The sequence below is a fragment of the Acidobacterium capsulatum ATCC 51196 genome, assembly GCF_000022565.1.
GTDB classification, from domain to species: domain Bacteria; phylum Acidobacteriota; class Terriglobia; order Terriglobales; family Acidobacteriaceae; genus Acidobacterium; species Acidobacterium capsulatum.
Genome location: NC_012483.1, coordinates 635,613 through 657,072, shown reverse-complemented (window position 1 = coordinate 657,072; position 21,460 = coordinate 635,613). Strand labels below are relative to the sequence as shown.

The following is a 21,460-nucleotide window of genomic DNA, read 5'->3' as shown; positions in this document are numbered from 1 at the left end:
AAACATCTAAAGACGGGATGAAGAGTAGCTATTGACCGCTCTGCAGTGCCTTATGAATCGCCTCTTCCGCCAAAGGAGCCATGATGGCGAATCCCTTCGCATTTGGGTGAACGCCGTCAAACGAGATGCCCGGCTTCATGGCGCCGTTGGGCAGCGCCAGCGCGTCGTAATAGTCGAGGTAGACGAATCCATTCTGCTTGCAGTACTGCCGCAGCCATTCGTTCACCTCATGAATGCGCTGCACCGGATCAATGCCAGGCCGCCATGGATAAGCCGCCGCTGGCGTGATGGAAGCAAAGATCACCTTGATGTGATTGGCTTCTGCAATTTCAGCCATGGAGCGGTAGTTGTTCTCAATCATGTTGTTGGTGGTGGGCCCAGTGTTGCCCGCAATGTCATTCGTGCCGGCAAGAATCAGCACGACGGCCGGATGCAGATTCACCACGTCCTGCTGAAAGCGGATGAGCATCTGTGGCGTTGTCTGCCCGCTGATGCCGCGATTCACATAAGGCTTGCCCGGAAAGAACTCGCCTGTGCCCTTCATGCGTCCCCAGATGTCAGTGATGGAATCGCCCATGAAGACCACACGTGATACGCCCGCCGCAGGAGGAGGCAGTTCCACGTCGGCCTTACGGTAGCGCGCCAGATCGGGCCAATCCTGCAGGGTCTTTTTCATCTTCGCGAACTCCTGCGGATTGCAAGGCGCAGCAGCCGTAGCCGTGGTGGCGGTGGTCGATTGCGGAGTGTTTGCGGCCAGCGTGGGCGCACAGCAGATGGAAGCCATCACAGAGAACAAGGCAAATTTCTTCAGCATGCGGGAAATCCTCCGATAGAAGCAGCCAGAGTGTGGCTGGAACTGAATGTGCCGGTCGCATCCTTTTTACAGAATCCGTGGCCGATCGTGCCACTCTGCCAACGATATGGCCGGCATCACGGCGTGCGGCGGTTTCTGTTGCCCCTTTCCGGCTTGTAGTGACATCCAACAGGGGAAGGTTTACAAAGGAAGGCGAATGGAGACTCAACACTCAGACGCATTAGTGTTCTTCGGCGCAACGGGAGATCTGGCTTACAAACAGATTTTTCCCGCATTGCAGAGGCTGGCCAAGCGCGACCGCTTGGTGGGCCCGGTCATCGGCGTAGCGAAAGCTGGCTGGAACCTCGATCAACTCAAGGCACGCGCCAAAGACAGCGTGGAAAAGCACGGCGGCATCGATCCTGAGGGGCTGGCCAAGCTGCTCGACCGCATGAAATATGTAGACGGCGACTACGCCGATCCTGGAACCTTTCGCCAGGTGCGGGCCGCGCTTGGGGACGCAAAGTCTCCGCTCCACTACCTCGCGATTCCTCCCAGCCTCTTCGCGGTCGTCATCCAGCACCTCAAGGAGTCGGGCTGCGCCGAGGGTGCGCGCGTCGTGATCGAAAAGCCCTTTGGCCATGACAGACAATCGGCCGCCGCGCTGAATGACAAGATTCATCAGTATTTCCCTGAAGAGAACATCTACCGCATCGATCACTACCTGGGCAAAAATGCGGTGCAGAATCTCATCTTCTTCCGCTTCGCCAACTCGATTCTTGAGCCGGTCTGGAACCGCCAGTACGTCGAGTCGGTGCAGATCACGATGGCCGAGCAGTTTGGCATCCAGGGCCGCGGCGCGTTCTACGACGGCGTGGGCGCCATCCGCGACGTGGTGCAGAACCACCTCATGCAGTTGCTGAGCAATATCGCCATGGAGGCGCCTCCGTGCCCCGACGTGGAAGCGCTGCGCGATGAGCGCGCCAAGGTACTCAAGAGCGTGCAGCCCATTCGCCCTGAGGATGTGGTGCTGGGCCAGTTCGAGGGTTATCACGATGAGCCGGGCGTCAAGCAGCAATCCAATGTGGAGACCTTTGCGGCGCTCCGAGTGCATGTCAATTCCTGGCGCTGGCGTGATGTGCCGTTCCTGATTCGGACCGGCAAAAACCTGCCCATCACCGCGACTGAAATCACCGCCAAACTGCGGCAGACGCCGCCTGTTTTCTCAGAGACGGTGACGCCGCAGAACTATGTGCGTTTTCGCCTCAGCCCCAAGCCTGAGATCGCCATCGGCGCTTCGATCAAAGAAGCAGGCGAGCGTCTGCGCGGCTGCATGACCGAGCTGAATGCCGAGCAGCAGTGCGGGGAACTCGACCTGCTGCCGTACGAGGAACTGCTCGATGACGCGGCTTGTGGCAATCCGGTGTGGTTTGCACGTGAAGATTATGTTGAGCGCTCGTGGGAACTGCTGGACGACGTTCTGCAACATCGGCCGCAGGTGCATGGCTACAAGCCGGGAACCTGGGGTCCTGTAGAGGCGAATCGGCTGGCTGAGGATGTTGGCGGCTGGTTGAACCCGCGCTAACCTCTTGTATTTGAGCCGCAAGGCCGGAGACCGGGTGCAGTTACGCACGCTGGCTCCGGCTTCTGTTTTTGTGCGTCTCGTGAGCTTTTCGCGGCGGTCAAAAATTTTGACACCGTGTTACGGCACGGTTATAAAAAGAGATTCCGGCGTTGCCCGGAAACTTCTGCGGAAGGCTGGTTCTACGCCCTTCTGCTCCGTTGTTATTCGTAAACGCTTTGGGATGTTCGGGAAGGCGGTGAAAATCCGCCACTGCCCCGCAACTGTAAGCGCGTTCGTGTGCTTTCTCGTCTGTTGAATACAGAGGGCACACAGAGGTCCGGGCGTAGGATGCCACTGGAGCAGATGCTCCGGGAAGGTGATTCCGCGATGCCGCCCGGCTTCGATTCCACAGGGAATGAGCGCCTAAGTCAGGAGACCGGTCCCATGCGCCTTTTTCACCGCGTTCCGAGGGGAACGGAGGACACTATGGCTCATGCTTTTTGCCGTGCGGCTCGCCGGCTGGCTGTCTATCTCTGCGCATCTTCTCTCGCCTTGCTGGCGCCCTGCGCCGCCCGCGCCGTCACCGTGCATGGCACGATTACTGATCCTGTGGGCGAGGTCATTCCCAACGCCATCGTCACGCTCATGCACAACGGCCACGTCGTCAAGGTGACCCGCTCGCATGCCGACGGCAGCTACGAGCTGCTCAGTGGGCTGAGCGGCCGCTTTTACGTGCTGGCGACAGGGAACTCGTTTCGCCAGATCACCACGCAGAGCTTTTATGCGGGCAAGCTCGATGACGTGGTGCAGAATGTCACGCTGGAGCCGGCCTGGGTGCGGCAGCAGGTGATCGTCACCGCTACCGGAAACCCCACGCCGCAGGCGCAGGTCTCAGCCCCTGTGAGTGCGCTTGGCTTTACCGATTTCAAAAACCGCGCCGGTATGGTGGATGCTCTGCGTCAGTTGCCGGGACTCAATGTGGTGCAGTCAGGCCAGCGCGGCGCCATCACCTCAGTCTTCATTCACGGCGGCAACTCCAACGCCAATCGTGTCATCCTCGACGGCGTGCCCATTGAAGACATCGGGGGCCAGTTTGACTATTCCATGCTCGCCACCACGGGCATCGATCATGTCGAGGCCTATCGCGGCCCTGACAGCGTGCTCTACGGCGCCGATGCCGCCGCCGGGGTCATTGCTTTCACGACGCCACAGGGCAGCACGCCCTTTCCCAGCCTGCTCTACGAGGGCGACGGCGGCAACTTCGGCACTTACCGCAACCAGGTGCAACTGGGCGGCATGCGCAACAATCTTGACTATTACGGGGCCTTCAGCGACCTGCAGACGCAGAACTCCATCCCGAACGATGAGTATCACCTCATCACCTCCGTCGCGAATCTTGGCTATGACCTCAGCGCCAACACCGGCCTGCGCGTCATCGTCCACCAAATCAACCGCGCGACCGATCTGCCCGGCACGTATGCCTTCTTTGGCCTCTCGAACGACGGCAAAGAGTCCGATCAGGATACTTTTCTCTCGAGCACGCTGACCCACTCCTTCAACGGCGCCTGGACCGGCCTGGTGCGCTATGGTCTTGTGCGCAAGCGCGAGCAGTCTGAGGTCTTTTACCCGGCAGGCAATCTGACGCCCGACTACGAAGGCGGGAACTACTACGGCAATGTCGTCACGATTCGCGGCGCGAACGGCTACTCTGTCACCGGACAGGCCATCATGAACTACTCGCCTGCCAATTACGGCGTCTATCCCAATGTGATTGACAACGCCAATCTGCGCGACGATCTCTACGCGCAGACCAACTACACCCTCAGCCCGGCACTGGTGCTCACCGGCAGCTTTCGCTTTGAAGATGAGCGTGGCTCTGAGTATTCGCAGGCCTACTTCCTCAACGACCAGCTCGAGCGCGCCAACTACGACTACAACGGCCAGTTGAACGGCCAGTTGAACAACCGCCTCTTCTACACGGCCAGCGGCACAATTGAGAAAAACGATCTCTACGGAACCGTCGGCGCGCCGCGCGTGGGCGCGTCCTATTACCTCATCAAGCCGGGCAAGGGCATCTTTGACGGAACCCGCGTGACCTTCAATTATGCCAAGGGCTATCAGGAGCCGACGCTGCTGCAGCAACTCGGTTCGCTCTATGACTTCCTGAACAAGAATGGTGGGCAGCAGACCGTAGCCGCCGATCACATCAGCCCCATTGGCGCGGAGCTGGCACGTACCTATGACGGCGGTGTGGAGCAGAATCTCTTCAACCAGCACGTCCTGCTTCGTCTCGATTACTTCCATGATGAATTCGGCAATCAGGTCGAGTCTGTCGGAGCCGCACTGATTCCGCAGCTTCTACCCAACCTGAGCACCGCGCAGCAAAAGCTGCTCGAAGCTCAACTCAATGCAGACGGCGCATACTCGCTCTATGTGAATTCGCAGGCCTTCCGCTCGCAGGGCATCGATGCTGAGCTGCAATACGGCGTTAACGCCAACATCTTCGTGCGCACCGGCTACACCTACACCGATGCGGTCGTACAGAAGTCCTTCACCTCAGATGCGCTCTCGCCGAGCTTCAATGCCAACTTCCCCAACATTCCCATCGGCGCCTACAATCCCTTGGTCGGCGCGCGACCCTTCCGCAGGCCGCCGCACACCGGCTTCACCTCGGTGACCTACACCGGCAACAAGTGGACCGGCGTTTTGACCGGCGCTTACGCCAGCCGCAGCGATGACTCGACGTTTCTTGGCGACTACGCCGGCGCGCCGGACGGCAGTAACCTGCTGCTGCCCAATCGCAACCTCGATCACGGTTATGCCAAGCTTGATCTGGCATTGACCTATCAGGTGGGCCGCCGCACGCAGTTCTATACGCAGCTCAACAATCTCACCAGCGACCAGCACATCGCACCCATCGGATACACCTCGCTGCCCTTTAATTTCCGCACCGGCCTGCGCATCGCGCTCGGCCATGAGCCGAATCAGTAGCTGAGCAGCCCGCTCGCAGAAAGCCACAGCCCCGGACACGGTTCCGTCCGGGGCTGTTCTGTTTGTGACGCGGCACGGGAGTAATTTCCGCCATTCGCTGCTGAAATTTATACTGGGTAGTATGGCCGATCAGCTTTATCTGAGTCTCTGGTACGCAAATTTTCGATTCCCACAGCTTCCTGGGGCACTCGACCGAGTGCTGCAGCAGTTTGCTGCTCTCGGCGGTACTGACAAAGTGAAGGCTGCGACCGTCTATCCTCTCAGCTGGAATGAGTCACCCATCTATCAGTGGGTGCATAGCGACAAAGACCCTGAGGAGAACGCGGAACCCGCTCAAGCCATCGCTCGCGCCATGGAAGCTCTGCATGAGGACTATGCCTACGAGTTTGAGGTGGAGTGGGAGCTTTGGACGCCCAGCGAAGAGGGCGGGGAAGAGCCGGGTTGGAAGCTCGAACCGCGCGTGGTGCGCGTCACAGGCTTCGGCCCGCAATTTGATGAAGGATCCTTTGATCAGAACGGACAGATTCGCATTGACCTCGGCACCGACACGCCATTTCTTCAGGAAGAGGTCGCCCTGAGCGCTGAGAGCGCCGCTTACGTCAAAAAAAATGTGCAGAAGCTTGTGGATCTGACGACCCTGATGCAGAAGAATGCAGGCGCCGCGACACGGCTGTTGTGGTCAGAGAGTGGCGAAAATCTGGCGCAGAAACTCATTGCGCGCCTGCAGCAGTTGAATTGAAGCGAGCCGCGCTGCCTGTCGGGCAGCAAAGTTTCTGCCCGGCGGCGCATACTGAAGAGGCCGCGAAAGTAGCGAAGTCTCAGCCTGAAGTTCTGGCATGGAGTCTCGGCATGGTGATGGCAAAGCGCAGGCATCTTCTCTCACACCAGAGAGCCCGATGTATCTCTCATGGCCTGCTTCTGTGCGTCGCGCTCAGCCTTCCGCTAACAGCTCCCGCTCAGCTCCTGCCTGCTTTTTCAGCCCCGCAAACCACCACCGGCACGGCCGCATCTGCAGTTGCTCTGCAAGAGCAGCCGGCTGAAGATAGCCACAATAATAACGATAAAAACCGGCCTCCCGCAGTGCAGCCCATCCCCAACCCGCAGCTCCCGCCTCAGGGCGTTCAGCCCCGCCCTGACGGAGTGATGCCGGGTGTCAGGCGAGGCAGCATTCAAGACGTCAACGCGGTTGGAGATCGCAAGATCGGCGGCCGCGGTCTCGGCAACTGGTACGGCGAGCGCGCCGAAATTGAGATGGGCCAGCAGTACGCCGCCGAGATCGACAAGAGCACTCACTTCATCAAAGATCCCGTCGTGGACGAGTACATCAATCGCATTGGCCAGAATCTGGTGAAGAACTCCGATGCCAAGGTGCCGTTCACCATCAAGGTCATTGACTCCAACCAGATCAATGCCTTCGCGCTGCCGGGCGGCTTCTTCTATGTCAACTCGGGCTTGATTCTCGCTGCGGACAACGAAGCCGAACTCGCTGCTGTCATGGCGCATGAGATTGCCCACGTCGCCGCGCACCATGCCGCACGTGAAATGACGCGCATGCACTACGCCCAGATTGGTAGCGTGCCGCTCATCTTCATGGGAGGGTGGGCTGGCTATGGCATTTACGAGGCGGCAAATCTAGCCATTCCGATTACCTTCCTGCAGTTCTCGCGGGAGTTCGAGGCGCAGGCGGACTATCTCGGTGTCCAATATCTCTATCGCACCGGCTACGATCCGACAGCCATGATTTCTTTCTTTGAAAAGATCGAGGCGCTGGAGAAGCAGAAGCCCGGCATCATTGCGCGCGCTTTCGACACCCATCCGCAAACGCCCGACCGTATTGAGGCCACCGAGCAGGAGATCGCCCATATTCTGCCGCCGCGCCGCGAGTATCTTGAAGACACTTCGGAGTTTGAGCAGGTCAAGGCACGGCTCGCTCGCATTGAAAACCGTCGCAAGCTGCACGCCCCGCCAAAGAGTCAGCGCCCCTCGCTGCGGCGCGCGAGCACCAATAATCCCGGCAGCGAAGAGCCTCCCACCTTGCACCGTCAGCAGATCGACGGTACCTCCAACTAGTCACGAAAGTGGAATAGTCATTTCCGCGAGGAGTGCTAATTTAGGGGTAGATTGCAAAAGCCGTCCTGCAGTGGATCGGGAGACGGCCAAGGGAACCAGATGCGTAGAATCCTGCTTTGGACCGTACTGATCGTGGCGACATTATTCCTCACCAAATACGCCAACGAGCTCTCACAGGACGTCACGCCCAAAGGGGCTACCTTTTCGCTCATGCGGCAGAAGGTCGTCAACTGTGGCAACGGCCAGATCACGCTGGTCGGTCCGAACGGCCCAACACATCTCGAAATCGACGACAGCTGGCCCCCGTGCTCGCAGTTCGCAGAAAATGCTGAGTACGACTTCTGGCTGGCGCGCGGCGGCCGCACTGTCTACATCAGTTCAGAGAAGACTCCGTGGTGGCGTCAGCAACTCTGATCTCTCTGCAGACGGTTCGGCGGGCAGTATAGTTCGGGCGGCGACAAAGTGCAGAGAGATCGAGATTTCCACTCCCCGAGCCTGCACAACAGACCGTCCTCTGCTATATTGAAAAAGTAGCAATTGGGGACGTAGTTCAGTTGGTTAGAATGCTGCCCTGTCACGGCAGAGGTCGCGGGTTCGAGCCCCGTCGTCCCCGCCATAAAGCCTCAGAAACTAAAGGCTTTATGGCAAGTGGAAAATAGGGATCCACCTTTGAGGGTGCTGGAGCGATCCGCACCTTTTCTCGTTTCCCCCCTTCGCGCCCGTCGCGGGTGCTGGGAGTTTCTTCTTACCGGCCTCAAGAACCGTCGTCATCAACCGATTGTTGGTCTCGCGCCTCGTCGCGGAGATGGCTCGTGTGCACACATCGAGCGTGATCCGTGAGTTCGTGTGATGAGGGGCTCCTGCGCTGTTTTAAGGTCAACGCCTGCCGCGCGTAGGTTCTCGCCGTCGACAGAGGTATGGCGCAGGTCTGACACCTGCGCTGTCGCTTCTCAAGCTTTAGCTCTAACATCAAATTGGAAAACATTATGAGCTATGCAATCGCAGGGTTCGGCAAAGTAGGCCAGGCGGGGGAGAAATTAAATGCGTACATCAGTTGAAAATCGGCGCCGTGCTGTAGCACTTGCTTTCGCCAGAGTCGGTAGCTTCATTCTGGGCATCCTGCCGCTCCTCGTGGTGTTCCAGACATGCTGGGCTTACGGCGCTACAAAGATCCCTATGACTTCGGCGCATTGGCATGCGGAGGGTGATGTTGCTTTCCTTGCGCATGAGGGATTTCCTCAGGGGATTCTTGATGTGAGGAGTGGCAGCGCGGTCCTGAAGGGGGTGGCTTTCCGGAACGGGACAATTAGCTTTGATACAGAAATTGACCCGAACGCAAGCGGAATTCCAGGCATTGAATTTCACCGACGGAACGCGGCTTCGGCCGAGAAACTCTATCTGCGTCCAGGGCCCAATTGTCCTCCTTCTGATGATTGTGTTCAGTACGCTCCGGTCACCGACGGTGTGATGCTTTGGGATTTTTACCCTGAATATCAGGCATCGGCGCCTGTGCGGGAGACGGGATGGAACCATATTAAGCTGGTCATTTCCGGGCGTAGCATGGACGTCTACATCAACAATGAGCTTTCACCTTCCCTGAAGGTGAGCGAATTGGAAGGCGACACACAAACAGGAAGCATTTCGTTTGAGGGGCAAGCTATGTACGCCAATCTGGTCATAACCCCGAATGCCGTCCGCCACCTTTCACCGCATCCGGCTCCCGATCCGTCCGCGAAGGCTCCGGGATTTATTCGAGATTGGCTAATCTCATCCCCTTCTACTCTGCCCGCGAACCATGAAGTCACACTGGCGGAGATGCCGTCTTCATCGGACTTGTGGGCGAGGATCAAGCCCGAACGCGGCGGCGCAATCAACGTGAGCCGCCGTTACGGTTCTCCCGTGCCGGTGCCGGGCGCGTCCATCGTTTGGCTCAAGACGACAATCGCGGCCAACCGCGATCAGGACGAACAGGCTTCCATCGGTTGGTTGCGGGCAGTATGGGTGTTTTCGAACGGAAAGCTTGTGTTTGCCGGCAAAAATTACTACTATCCGCCTGACGCGAGAAAGGTCCCGGATGGCCGGCTCTCTCTGGAGAACGGGGCGTTTGTGTTGCCGCTAAAAAAAGGCGCGAATCAAATTGATGTGGCTCTCACGAATGAGTTCCCCCAGGGGCGTAGCCACTATGGCTGGGGCTTGATACTAAAAGTGAATAGTTCGGGAGGAATCAGGGGTCACTCTGCTCGCTGATGCCTCAGATTCGTTCTGAGGCCATCCACTTGCGAATGGGAACGGGCGCCGAACGAAAGTCAGATCAGCAAGTGTCTTGAAGTGGCCGAGGCCGCGCACCTATATCCCTTTTTGACAGGGCATTGATTTGCGAGGCAGATGCACTGTTCTGTTCAATGAATGCGGCGTCCGGCTGGCCGGGCGTGGCATTGGTAAAGAGCACGCGACCGCGCAGTGAAGGATGTCCTGCCAGGTAGGCCGGCCCGACGCTCTTCTGGTCAAGCAGAAAGACCACCTTATCGCGCGCCTTTGCAAGGGTGGGCCAGTTTGTTCAAGGTCACAGCCTGCATGTACACCTCCAGCGTGATCCTGCTGTTGGCGTGCTGCATAAGCTCCTGGACGGTCTTCACATCTTCCCCGTTCGCCTTCAGCAAGGTGCCGAGGGTGTGTCGGAAGGTGTGCCAGTCGATGCGTTTGTGAATGCCGTTCGCTCGAGCAACCGGCCGATCAACTCCCGCCGTTAATAGGACACCATCACCTGAAAGATGATCCGGCGGGACAGCGCAGGCTCTCCGCCATCGTGCAGGTTACGATCAGACCGTTATAGTGCGAATCAGCTCCTTTGGCAGATAGTTCGGTCCCACCGAGCCCTCCATGTACCAAAGCGACTGCTGATACAGCTCTCGCATCAGTGGCAGCGGCGAGCCCAACGCAGGCGGTCGCTGCAACTCACCCAGCGGCACGTCGTAGCAGGCAAACTTTTGCGACGGCTGGTAGCGGAACAGATTCGGCGCATGCTTCGCCACCAGGTCCCAGGCCTCGGCCAGCGGCCGCAACTGATCAGGATCGGTCGTCAGCATCTGCGCCTGCGCCCGTAGATAACGGAACCGCCACAGGCTGATGTCGAGCGTCACATTGCAGATGGCGAATTCGCGCAGCCAGTCGAAGCGCGTCTCGATTTCCTGCCGCTGCGCCGCCGTCAGATGCGGCTTAGCCTGCTCCAGCGCGGCAAACATCTCGTCAATGTCGGCCAGCGCCTGCTTCTTCTCCGCCACAATGCGGTCGATATTCTCCTTCGTCGGTTCCAGATAGGGCGTGTACTCCGGTAGATAGTTGCGGTTGGTGTACCGTAGCAGCGTCTCGCGCCGCTCTATCGTTCCCGCAAAATCCGAATTTGTCGAAGAACCGAATCCCAGCGGCGAAAACGTCTTGTACACCGCGTCTTCCGAGAGTTGCATTGCCCGTGCCATGTGCGGCGCCGCGCCCGGCGAATAGATCTGCTGCGACCACCGCGCCCAGATGTCCGGCACACTGGCATTCACATCCCAGCTCAGCTCGCGCCACGCATAGGCCTTGCAGCTATTCAGAATATCGGCATACACGTCATAATTTGTCTGCATCGTGCCGCCCGCGCCAATCTCCGCGCCGCCATTGTGTCCTACCAGCGAGAGCGCCTTCTTCATCGTCCACTGCATATAGTTCACAACGGAGGCAGGGAAGTACTGCCTGCCAATCGTCTGCCCCACATCCTGATACTCCACAATCTCGGTATGCGGGCTGCACTTGCCCAGCATCGTGCTAAACGGTGGATTCGGCTCGCAGTCCGAGTGGTACACCTTGGTCTGCATCATGATCTCGCCGGGCGTCTCCTTCGCCACCCGCGACCACACCTCATAGTGCGACTCGCTGAACTGCCCATACCCGGGCGCATGCACATACTGGTCGCCAAACCAGTGCGGGCACCCAGAAGACCACGTGCGCAAATGCAGCTTCATTCCCATCGGCTTCAGCACCGCATAGTAGTGCGAAACCGACTCATACACTTCGTTCTTGAAGTGATTCAAGCCATCCTTCTGGCAGCGATCGTCCTGGCAATACATCCCATACTGATCCCAGAAGGTAGCCGCCATGCCGTCAGCCTGCGCCTGCCGCGCGCACTCCCGTACATACGCATCAAACGCCTTCCACGTCGCTGCATCCGAAGGGCACAGCGCCGCTTTCTCCCAGGAGTGCGGCGCTCGCACGCCCTTCGCCGTGGGATACACCTCCAGCAGAGCACGGTACAACGCCGGCGACCAGCGCTCAAAATTATTGCCATACGGCAACTCGGCAAATACGGTCAGATCGGCGTCGTGATACTCCTTCACAATCGCCGCATTCCGCTCCATTGCCGCGGCCACTCCACCCTCGAGCCGCTGCTGATCTTCCGGGCTCAGCCGTGCAAATACCTCCGGCATCTCGTCCTTCAAAGAGACACTGGCATGCAGCGGAGCAAAGAAAGTATTCGCGCCCAGCATCGCCGCCAGTTGCGCCCCGCTGTACTTCGGGTGCCATCCCGCACAGCGCAGCGCAAAGTCAGGATTCCGCACCCACACACCGGCCTCGCGCCCAAGCCAGCGATGAGGCTCGCCCGCCGCAAACAGCAGCGAACGCGGCCGCGCCCCGCATACGACCCGCGTGCTCCCCTTGCTTAGCACCGCGTAACCATCCCGCTCTATCGGTTCCGAGAGCGCCGCTGGAACTCCGCTCGTCTCCTTGAGCGCCAGTACAATCTCGCTGCCCCGCTCCGGCGCCGCACCCTCATACGTTCTGATCGCCGAGACCGGCAGCCCAAGAGACTCGGCCAGCATTCCCGCCGCCGTGCGTACGGCCGCGTGACTCTTTGCCGGAATCGCAATCGTCTGCTCGCCGGAACGCGTTTCCCCGAGGCTCTTCCATCCCTCCGGCAGCATGCTGGCAGCCGTCATCAGCGAAGCAGCTTTCAAAAATGTGCGCCGGTCCACCGGCAACCGCATCCCGTCCTGTTCCTGCATCTGGTGATTCCTCCGCAATCTGCTCCGTGCTTTTCCATCGGCGCATCTTTCCATTTGCGGCAGGCTCAACTCGGCCCACGCAGATGGAAACCGCTAATGGAATAATTTCACTGGAGAATACTAGCATCCATTCCGCCTGATGGTCTAACCACTCGCCTCCGTGCTACCTCTGTCCTTTCTCCCTCAAGTATCGCGGCTTCCTGTGCTTTCTTCCGTCCCCATCATGCCTTCCTCACCCCGGAAATCACGTCGCGGCTGCCTCGTCTCCCGCCGCTCTTTTGGGTTCTTTTCTCAGTAGGAAGAAAATACCTATTGACAATCGCATCTCCCGGCCTTTACTTCTTTGGCGCTGCAGGAATTGTGGCGTCCAGCCGCGGCTTTCCGCGCTCACTGCAGCCGCGAATGAAAGTTGCCAGCTTGCTCCACGCCCATTAGGAGGCTCTTATGATGAATTGTTTCCAAAGAAGAAAAAGGCTCGGGCCATGGACTCTGTGTCTGCTCATCGCCTTCTCGTTTACACTTCTGTACCCTAACGCTCTGGTCGCGCAGCTCGGTGGTGAGGGAGCCATCCAGGGACGGGTGGTCGATCAGACCGGGGCGGTCGTACCACTGGCCACCGTCACGGCCATCGATGAGGCCACCGGCGTCCAGCAGACCCGGCAGGCCACGCGCACTGGCGACTACGCCATCTCGCCGCTCCCTCCCGGCGAATACACCGTCAAGGTGGTCGCCAAAGGCTTCGCCATCCTGTTGCAGGAGCATGTCACCGTAGACGCCACCCGCGCCACCGGCCTCGATCTGCATCTCAAAGTGGGCACGCAGGCTCAGCAGATCACAGTCTCCGCTGCTCCGCCCGCGCTCGACACCACTGACGGCACCCTCGGCGAAACCATGGAGAACAAGCAATACGCCTCCTTGCCGCTCTCCATGAACGGACAGCAGCGAGACCCAACAGCATTCGTGTATCTCATGCCTGGCGTGCAAGGCGGCGGCCGCTCCGGAACCTTCAATGGAGAAGGCTCCAACAATGGCTATCTCGATGAGATGTATGTGGACGGCATTCCCCTTACCACCATCTCGCAGCAGGGCGACAACCGCACCGTGTCGCTGGCTGTCTCCGTCGATGCCGTCAACCAGTTTCAGGTGATCACTAGCAGTTCGCCGGTTGAGTTCCAGGGTCTTGGCGTGCAGAACTACGTCATCAAGTCCGGCACCAACAAATTCCACGGCTCCGTCGTCGACTACATTCGCAATACCGCCTTCGATTCCTGGAACTTCTTCGCCAAGGGAGCGACGGAGACCACCCCCACCGGCGCCAAGGTACTGGCTCCCAAGCCTGCCGAGCATCAGAATGAGTTTGATGTTTCCCTCGGCGGCCCCATCCGGCATAACAAGATGTTCTTCTTTGTCTCCTATGACAAGTTCCACTTCTCCAAGTTTGAGAATCCCGGCCTGCTCACGGTGCCCACTCTGGCCGAGCGACAGGGCGACTTCAGTGATTACCCGCAGCCCATCTATGACCCCACCACCCGCGCCGCCTGCACCGCCGCCAATGGTGGCGTGCCCTGCGCCTATCAGTTCCAGGGGATGAAGAATGGCGTTATGACGCCCAACGTCATTCCCGCAAATGAGATATCCAATATCTCCAAATACATGGAGCAGTTCCTGCCCGACCCCAGCAACAGCAATCTCTCGAGCAACTACTTTGCGCACGTCCCTACAGGCGACAACAACTGGGAGTTCACAGGCCGCCTCGACTACCAGGTCTCGCCGCGGCAGAAAATCTCCATCATCTCCAACGCTGGCGTGCGTGACTTCATCGGCTTGGATCTCGGCGCGGACGCCGTGCTTCCGCTGCCTTACTCCAACGGTATTTATGTCAAGGAGATCACGGCCACTGGCATCCTCGAAGATAGCTACGTCATCACGCCGCACATGGTCAATCAGCTCAAGTACGGCTATGTCCGCCAGTGGGGACCCGCTTCTAATCCGACGCTCGGGATCTCCAAATACGAGGCCGCTTCCGGAGTCGGCATCGGAAACCTGCCGGCCGGCCAGGCGTCGGATACCTTTCCCAATGTCTCCTTCGGCGGCGGCGTCGACGCGCCCAGCGAGTGGTACTCGCACGCTGGCTACACCCAGCATGTCAATACCTACACCCTCATGGACAACCTGCAGTGGCAACGCGGGAAAAATAACTTCACTTTTGGAGCGGACTTCCAGTGGCTCAATGAGAACGAGTCCAACTTTGACACGCAGAGCCAGCCGCTCAATCTGTCCGAGAGCAACGTCTCCACCTCCGGTTACTACGCCTCCGGCTCCAAGGCCGGGCAAATCGACAATGCGGATTCCGGCTCGCCCTTCGCCAGCTTCCTGATCGGCGCCGTCAACGCCACCGGCATCACCGTGCAGCCCTTCTCCACTCTCGGCGCGCGCTACAAGTCTTTCTCTCCCTACGCTGAGGATGACATCCGTCTCACGCCCAAACTCACCGTCAACCTCGGCCTCCGCTGGGACTTCTATCCTCCGTATCACGAAGTGCAGAACCGCTGGTCCTTCATGAACCCCAACCTCATCAACCCGGCCACCGACTCGCCCGGCATCATTGAGTTCGCAGGCAACGGACCTGATAGCTGCAATTGCAAAACGCCTGTCCACTATTACTACGGCAACGCAGCGCCTCGCCTCGGCTTCGCCTACGCGGTCAACAACAAAACGGTCGTTCGCGGCGGATTCGGCATCAACTACTCCCACGGTGGCGGCGTCGGCGGCCGTCTCGGCGCCAACAACGGCACCGGACAAGTTGGCTACGTAGCTTCCACGACCTTTGCCTCGACAGGGCAGGGCGGCATCCCCGCCTTCTATCTCAACTCCAATCTCGGCAACACCGCGATTCCGGCCTACACGCTCTCGCAGGACTTCAGCCCCACCGTTCAGTCCGGCAACTATCTCGATGCCAACGGAAACTCGCCCACACCGGGCGGCGTCTCCTATGCGGACCCCATCGTCGGAGGCCGGGCGCCATACTCTGAGAACTGGAACATCGGCGTCCAGCGTGCTATTACCAACTCCCTCACGCTCTCGATCAATTATTCGGCCAGTCAATCGCACTTCCTTACCAGCAGCCTCAAGGGGCGCGGCTATTACACCAATCAACTCGATCCCAAATACCTGGTCCTCGGCGGCCTGCTCAACGAGGTCGCACTGGCCAACGACCCCAAGACCGGCAAAACCTATCTGCAGGAGGCGCAAGCCATCCTCCCCGGCATTCATCTGCCTTATGCCAACTTTGGCGGACCCCACGCCACCATTGAATCCATGCTCCAGCCCTTCCCGCAGTACGGCGGCATCACGGATACCTGGGGCAACATCTCCAATGCCAACTACAACTCGCTGCAGCTCACGCTGTCACAGCGCGCCTGGCATGGCCTCACCTACACGCTCAACTACACCTGGAGCAAAGAGATCGATAACGCCGGCAACTTCCGCTCCGGCTATGCGATTCCTGCCAGCGCTATCGCCACCGGCGTCGCTTGGAAGCAGGATCGAATTGACCGTTCACTTGGCGCCGGAGAGCAGCCGCAGATCTTCCACTTCTTTGGCACTTACAATCTGCCCTTCGGTCAAGGAAAAATCGGCAACAGCAGCCGGGCCGTCCGCTGGCTTGCGGGGAACTGGGCTCTCTCCTGGATCGCCAGCTACGGCTCCGGCACGCCGCTTGAGATCACCTCAAGCAACTGCACCGCTGTGGGGCAAGCCACCTGCTATCCCGACTACAACCCCGCCTTCAGCGGCAGTGCTCGCATCAACGGCGGCTGGGGACACGGCATCACGCACTCCAACGCCGGCTCCATCTCTTTCATCAATGCCGCCGCATTCAACAAGGCCCCTGGCATCAACCACATTGGCGATGTCTCCAGAACCGCGCCCTACAACCTCTTCGGCCCCGGCGGATACGATATCGATGCCGGTGTCCGCCGCACCTTTCCCATTACCAATCATGTCAATTTCGTTTTTGATGCTGAAGCCTTCAATGTAACCAACACGGTGACATTTGGCGGCATCAATACCAACGTCTCCAGCAGCAATTTTGGAACCGTCAGCCGCCAGACCAACACCTCGCGCGACTGGCAATTCTCCGGCCGGCTGAACTTCTAGACGGGCCTGACCATTCATTTTCCTGTGCTCTCCAGCCTCGAGGTACAGGGACAACGGCGAAGAGTCCCGATGCAGAGCACAATTGTGGATCTGCATCGTGCTCTTCCACTTCCGGGGTGCCGCCAGCGCGCACGGCGGCGCTCCTTTTTTTCACACGCCCGGAGATACCATGCTTAGTCGCCCGTTCCTCTCACGAACCTCTCTCTACGCATCGATGGTGGCTGCACTCATTCTGGGACTCGCCGGTGTGTCAGTCGCCCGTGCGCAAGCCTCTCAGCCTTCCATTCCTACACTCTTCATCGTCGGCGACTCCACCGCACACATCACCGGCAACGAACAAAAGTATGGTGCAAAAAAGCGCGTCGGCTGGGGAACTCCCTTCGCAGCCTACTTCGATCCCTCAAAAATTCGCGTCGTCAATGCCGCTTCTGCCGGACGCAGCAGCCGCACCTTCATGCGCGAGGGCAAGTGGGCGCACGTCCTCCGGCAGGTCAAGCCCGGAGATTTCGTGCTCGTCCAGTTCGGCCACAATGATCCGGGTGGTGTCGGTACCGGCAAGGATCGCGGCTCTCTCCACGGCACAGGCAACGAGACGCAGACCGTCCGCCACCCCGATGGAAGCGTTGAAATCGTGCACACCTTCGGCTGGTATCTCCGCAAATATGTAACCGATACGCGCGCAAAAGGCGCTATCCCCATTATCCTCTCGGTCACGCCGCGCAATATCTGGACCAAAGGCAAGCCTGAAGAGGGTCTCGGCCACTATCGCCAGTGGGCGCATGAGGTCGCGGAGCAGCAGCACGTTCTCTTCGTCGATATCAGCCGCATCGTCTCGGAGGACTACGCAAAGCTGGGGCAGCAGAAGGTCGCAACTTTCTTCCCTCTCGACCACACCCACACCGACCGCCAGGGAGCCGGAGTGGTTGCGCGCTGCGTCGTCGCCGGACTCAAAGGCTTGCCGCACCATCCCTTCCAGCGCTATCTCAGTGCCAAAGGAAAATCCATTCCAGTCACAGCGCCCGGCTATCGCTGAGCACGCCCGCAACCAATACGCGCAAACAAAAATGCGCCGCGGAGTTCTCTCCGCGGCGCTCTTTCATGCCATGAGACACGTGCTTACTGCGGTACTACGGCCGTCAGTTGCCGCGCATAAGGCGTTAGCAGCGCAGCATCGATGGGCTGGCTCGCGTGTTCCAGCCGCGCCCACTGAACGGCAAAATTCCCCAGCGTTGAACTCTCGGCCGAGCAGCGCTGCACCGGTACCCGCGCTGCTTGAGAGGTCAGTGCGTTCAGAAACTCGTTTCGGCTGCCGCCGCCTACCACGCAGATGCAGTCCAAGGATTTGCCCGTCATCGTGTGCAGGCTGCGCAGCAGCGCGGCGTAGCGATCCGCCAGGCTGTGAAAGATCAGGTTGGCATACCGGGGCGCGGCGTCGCAGCCCGGTGGCAGCGGAGCGATTCCGCGGGCTCTTAGTTGCGCGTTGATGCGTTCCGGCATATGGCCGGGCAGCAGAAAGCTTTCATCATCCAGGTGCAGCGCATACCCGGGCTGGGGCAGCTTCTGCGCTTCCTCAATCATGCTCTCTACAGAGCAGGGCGTGGTTTCTTCCCATACATTCATGCATTGCCGCAGCAGCCACATGCCCGGAATCCCGCGATGAAACAGGATATCTCCCGTCGCCGCTCCAAGATTCGTGAATCCCAGGTGACAGGCATCCGGTGTCTTGTGTGAAGAGGGCAGCAGTGTGCCCACCAGTGACCATGTGCCGGAGCTGATGTAGGCCCACGTGTTGTCCTGCGTCGCGATGGCGGCAATCGCCGAGGCGGTGTCGTGGCACGCGGGCGCAATCAGTTGTGTCTGCGCAAACGCGGGCAGAGCGCGCAGATGATTCTTTACTGGTCCCAGCACCGTGCCCGGCGATACGATCTCAGGCGCGGCTGCTCGATCCAGTCCAAGCGCCGCAAATACTTCACTGGACCATTGCTCCGTCGTCGTATCCACCAGCGCCGTGTGCGAAGCGTTGGTGTACTCGCCCACCCGAGGCGCGCCCAGCCAGTGCAATATATATTCGGGCAGGTTCACCCACGGCATGCTCGAAGGAATGCCGCTCAGCTTGTCGGCATAGAGTTGATACACCGTGTTGATCGGTTGAATCTGCACCCCGGCAATCGAGTACAGCCGCTCGGCCCCGATGCGTGCATGCACCTCGGCCATCGCATCCTGCGTGCGCGCATCGCGATAGCAGTAAGGCTGCGCAAATGGCTGGCCCTGCGGATCGAGCCGCACATAATCCACCGCCCAGCCCGTCACGCCGATCGACGCGATGCCTTCCGAGGCGAGCTCCGCGCACTGCCGCAGTCCGTGGTCCAGTTCCCGGCAGATGCGGTCCAGATCCCACCGAACACTCTGGCCTTCCGTAATCGGGCCATTCGCAAAACGATGCACCATCCGGATCGCCGGTGAGTCTCCCTGCCATTGCAGCAGGGAGACCCGGCAGCTCTCCGCACCTAGATCGATGGCTACCAGTGCAGGTCGCGAACTCACCGCAGAAACGCCTCCGGCAGGCCGCCGTCTACCGGAATCAGGTGGCCGCTCGTGCAGCGCGTCTTCGGTCCGGCCAGGAACAGAATCGCTTGCGCGCAGTCCTCCGGCTCAATTGGCTGGTGCGTCAGCGTGCGCCGCGCATAGAACTTCGAGAGTTCCGTCCGCAGCTCCTCGTCCGTGCTCGCTGCGTCGAACGCGATCTTGTACTTCGTCAGCGAAGCAATCACGCGGTCGCGCGGAAACATTGTCGAGCCCTTCACCACCGTCGCCGGATTGATTCCATTCACGCGAACCTTCGGGCTCAGTGAAACCGCCAGTTCGCGCACCAGGTGGCTCAGTGCGGCCTTGCTCACGTCATAGGCTTCGCTGCCGCGCTTCGGCACCACGGCATTCGCTGAGCTGGTCAGCACTATGCTGCTCTCCAGTTGCTGCTCGGCAAAAATCTTCGCCGCTTCCTCGGCCAGCAGAAAGTTTGAGGTCACATTCAGCTCCAGCGTCGTGCCCCACATCGCATCGCTGATCACCCCATCAGGCGACGACGGAAAAATCGCCGCCGTGTTGATCAGGAGATCGAGCCCGCCGAACCGTGCAATCGTCTCTTCAATCGCTCCGCGAATCGCCCCGCGATTCCGGATGTCAATCGAAGAGATTGCCACCGCTTCACGCCCTGCAATGGCCCGCGCCTCCTTGGCCGTCGCTTCGGCTCCACCCATGTCGCGGTCCGCAATCACAAGGTGCGCGCCGCGTTCGGCCGCCAGCAGCGCCGTCGCCCGGCCTATCCCGCTCGCTCCGCCCACAATCAGCGCAATCTGACGGCTCAGTTCCTTCTCGGGCGGCTGGCGGCGGATCTTCGCTTCCTCCAGCGCCCAGTACTCAATCCGGAAAGCCTCCGAAACCGGCAGCGCCACATAATTGGCATGCACCTTGAAGGCTTCGCACGCCGCGGCCGGACCCGCCTGCGGAACCTCCGTCACGCTCCCCGTCCCGGCCAGCGCCGTCGCGCCTTCCATCACGTGAATCGCGTTCGTATAGAACTCGCCCGTGATGCGCGACTCCGCCTTGTTCTTGCCAAACGAAAACATCCCGATGCCCGGAATCAGCACCACCGTCGGGTTCGGATCGCGCATGGCCGGTGAATCCGCCAGCGCATGCTTCTGGTAGTACTCCGCGTACTCCTTGCGATAGGTATCCATCGCGGTTATAAGAGCCGCTTTCAGCTCCGCCACATCAGCCGCGCCGTCCACCGGCACAAACAGCGGGCGAATCTTCGTCCGGATAAAGTGGTCCGGGCAGCTCGTGCCCAGGTGCGCCAGTGCCGCGGCATCCTTGCTGTTTACAAACCGCTGCACTTCGGGCAGATCGGTGAAGCTGCCAATCAGCCGCTTCTTCTGCGAGACCAGTCCGCGTACATATGGCATCAGTTGCAGCGCCAGCGTCTGGCGATTCTCGCGGGGCTGGGTCGCCGCACCGCCAAACGCCGGCGACTTGCGCCGCTCTTCATGCGCCTGCACAAACTGGCCCAACTGGTCGATGATCGTGATCGTGTTCACGTACGACTCGCGCTGCGTCTGGCCCCATGTAAACAAGCCATGCCCGCCGAGCACAATGCCGTCGCAGTCCGGATTCTCCTCCACCGCGCGGCGCAGCATCATTGCCAGCTCAAAGCCAGGCCGCTGCCACGGCACCCACGCCAGCTTGTGCCCGAACTGCGTGTTGAACTCCTCCATCTTCGCCTTGCCGTTGGCTGCCGCGGCCAGTGCAATGCCCCAGTCCGGATGCAGGTGGTCCACATGCGGGAAGGGAAGAAATCCATGCAGCGGAGTGTCAATCGAGGCCGCCACCGGGTTCTTGCCAAATGTGCACAGCGGATAAAGATCCACAATCGCGTCTTCTTCCGCGACGCCTTTGTATTGCGACTCCAGTGCGCGCACGCGATCCAGATAAAGCGTGGCAAACCCCGCGCGCCGGATACTGCCCAGGTCGCCGCCGCTGCCTTTCACCCACAGTACTTCGGTCGGCGCGCCTGTCAGCGGATCGTTCTCCACAATCTTCGAGCTGGTGTTGCCGCCGCCAAAGTTGGTAATGCGCAGATCGGCGCCCAGCAGGTTCGAGCGATAGCGCAAAAGCTCCGGCGCATCGAGCCCGGCAGCAATGTTTTCATCCCAAAGATCTCTCAGAAAGCGCAGAGCTGTATCGGTTTTCATGGCAGTCATATCCGTCCCGTCCCTCATAATGGCACAGCGCAGACCAATAGGGCAATTATTCCTATAGAAACATTTGCCCGCACAAAAGCCCGCTGGC

Annotated in this window: 13 protein-coding genes, 1 tRNA gene, 1 pseudogene and 1 riboswitch; of the genes and pseudogenes, 9 read left to right on the top strand and 6 right to left on the bottom strand. The window is 59.7% G+C overall.

What is annotated here, in order from left to right:
* Window positions 1–28: 28 nt before the first annotated feature.
* On the bottom strand, window positions 29–814 hold the full coding sequence (locus ACP_RS02765) for an SGNH/GDSL hydrolase family protein (protein ID WP_202944485.1): 786 nt from the start codon (window positions 812–814) through the stop codon (window positions 29–31).
* Between the two features lie 196 nt (window positions 815–1,010).
* Here ACP_RS02765 and zwf point away from each other — a divergent pair, with 196 nt between their 5' ends.
* The 7 genes from zwf (at window position 1,011) to ACP_RS02730 (ending at window position 9,665) form a co-directional block, all read left to right on the top strand.
* Window positions 1,011–2,378, top strand: a complete 1,368-nt coding sequence (gene zwf, locus ACP_RS02760) for a glucose-6-phosphate dehydrogenase (RefSeq protein ID WP_015895758.1) — start codon at window positions 1,011–1,013, stop codon at window positions 2,376–2,378.
* A 201-nt stretch (window positions 2,379–2,579) separates the two neighbouring features.
* Window positions 2,580–2,816, top strand: a riboswitch (cobalamin riboswitch).
* A 27-nt stretch (window positions 2,817–2,843) separates the two neighbouring features.
* On the top strand, window positions 2,844–5,348 hold the full coding sequence (locus ACP_RS02755) for a TonB-dependent receptor (RefSeq protein ID WP_169305897.1): 2,505 nt from the start codon (window positions 2,844–2,846) through the stop codon (window positions 5,346–5,348).
* Window positions 5,349–5,544: 196 nt separating this feature from the next.
* Window positions 5,545–6,087: a hypothetical protein gene (locus ACP_RS02750; RefSeq protein ID WP_238525632.1), complete on the top strand. Its 543-nt coding sequence runs from the start codon at window positions 5,545–5,547 to the stop codon at window positions 6,085–6,087.
* A gap of 404 nt (window positions 6,088–6,491) precedes the next feature.
* A complete protein-coding gene (locus ACP_RS02745; protein ID WP_238525631.1) occupies window positions 6,492–7,418 on the top strand; it encodes a M48 family metallopeptidase in 927 nt (308 codons plus the stop codon).
* Window positions 7,419–7,517: 99 nt separating this feature from the next.
* Window positions 7,518–7,832, top strand: a complete 315-nt coding sequence (locus tag ACP_RS02740; protein WP_015895754.1) for a hypothetical protein — start codon at window positions 7,518–7,520, stop codon at window positions 7,830–7,832.
* Between the two features lie 125 nt (window positions 7,833–7,957).
* A tRNA-Asp gene (locus tag ACP_RS02735) sits at window positions 7,958–8,034 on the top strand.
* Between the two features lie 425 nt (window positions 8,035–8,459).
* Window positions 8,460–9,665 carry a hypothetical protein gene (locus ACP_RS02730; protein ID WP_015895753.1) on the top strand — a complete coding sequence of 402 codons (1,206 nt, stop codon included), beginning with the start codon at window positions 8,460–8,462 and terminating at the stop codon, window positions 9,663–9,665.
* A gap of 64 nt (window positions 9,666–9,729) precedes the next feature.
* Here the strand turns inward: ACP_RS02730 and ACP_RS02725 are convergent, their stop codons facing one another.
* The 3 genes and pseudogenes from ACP_RS02725 to ACP_RS02720 all read right to left on the bottom strand — a co-directional run bounded on the left by ACP_RS02725 (window position 9,730) and on the right by ACP_RS02720 (window position 12,457).
* Window positions 9,730–9,939 carry a Ca2+-dependent phosphoinositide-specific phospholipase C gene (locus tag ACP_RS02725; RefSeq protein WP_015895752.1) on the bottom strand — a complete coding sequence of 70 codons (210 nt, stop codon included), beginning with the start codon at window positions 9,937–9,939 and terminating at the stop codon, window positions 9,730–9,732.
* Window position 9,940: 1 nt separating this feature from the next.
* Window positions 9,941–10,129 (bottom strand): annotated as a pseudogene (locus ACP_RS17600) (tyrosine-type recombinase/integrase); the annotation flags it as partial.
* A gap of 108 nt (window positions 10,130–10,237) precedes the next feature.
* Entirely contained in the window at window positions 10,238–12,457 is a 2,220-nt protein-coding gene (locus ACP_RS02720; RefSeq protein WP_015895750.1) for a hypothetical protein, read from the bottom strand.
* A gap of 444 nt (window positions 12,458–12,901) precedes the next feature.
* Here ACP_RS02720 and ACP_RS02715 point away from each other — a divergent pair, with 444 nt between their 5' ends.
* Both ACP_RS02715 and ACP_RS02710 read left to right on the top strand, forming a co-directional pair.
* The gene (locus ACP_RS02715; RefSeq protein WP_015895748.1) at window positions 12,902–16,615 is read left to right on the top strand and encodes a carboxypeptidase-like regulatory domain-containing protein; all 3,714 of its coding nucleotides are present in this window, start codon (window positions 12,902–12,904) and stop codon (window positions 16,613–16,615) included.
* 169 nt (window positions 16,616–16,784) lie between these two features.
* On the top strand, window positions 16,785–17,648 hold the full coding sequence (locus tag ACP_RS02710; protein ID WP_015895747.1) for a rhamnogalacturonan acetylesterase: 864 nt from the start codon (window positions 16,785–16,787) through the stop codon (window positions 17,646–17,648).
* A gap of 83 nt (window positions 17,649–17,731) precedes the next feature.
* Here the strand turns inward: ACP_RS02710 and ACP_RS02705 are convergent, their stop codons facing one another.
* Both ACP_RS02705 and ACP_RS02700 read right to left on the bottom strand, forming a co-directional pair.
* Window positions 17,732–19,159, bottom strand: coding sequence for a rhamnulokinase (locus ACP_RS02705; protein ID WP_015895746.1), 1,428 nt, complete (start codon window positions 19,157–19,159; stop codon window positions 17,732–17,734).
* Window positions 19,156–21,363 carry a bifunctional rhamnulose-1-phosphate aldolase/short-chain dehydrogenase gene (locus ACP_RS02700; RefSeq protein WP_015895745.1) on the bottom strand — a complete coding sequence of 736 codons (2,208 nt, stop codon included), beginning with the start codon at window positions 21,361–21,363 and terminating at the stop codon, window positions 19,156–19,158. The genes ACP_RS02705 and ACP_RS02700 overlap by 4 nt, the downstream gene beginning before the upstream one ends.
* Window positions 21,364–21,460 lie beyond the last annotated feature (97 nt).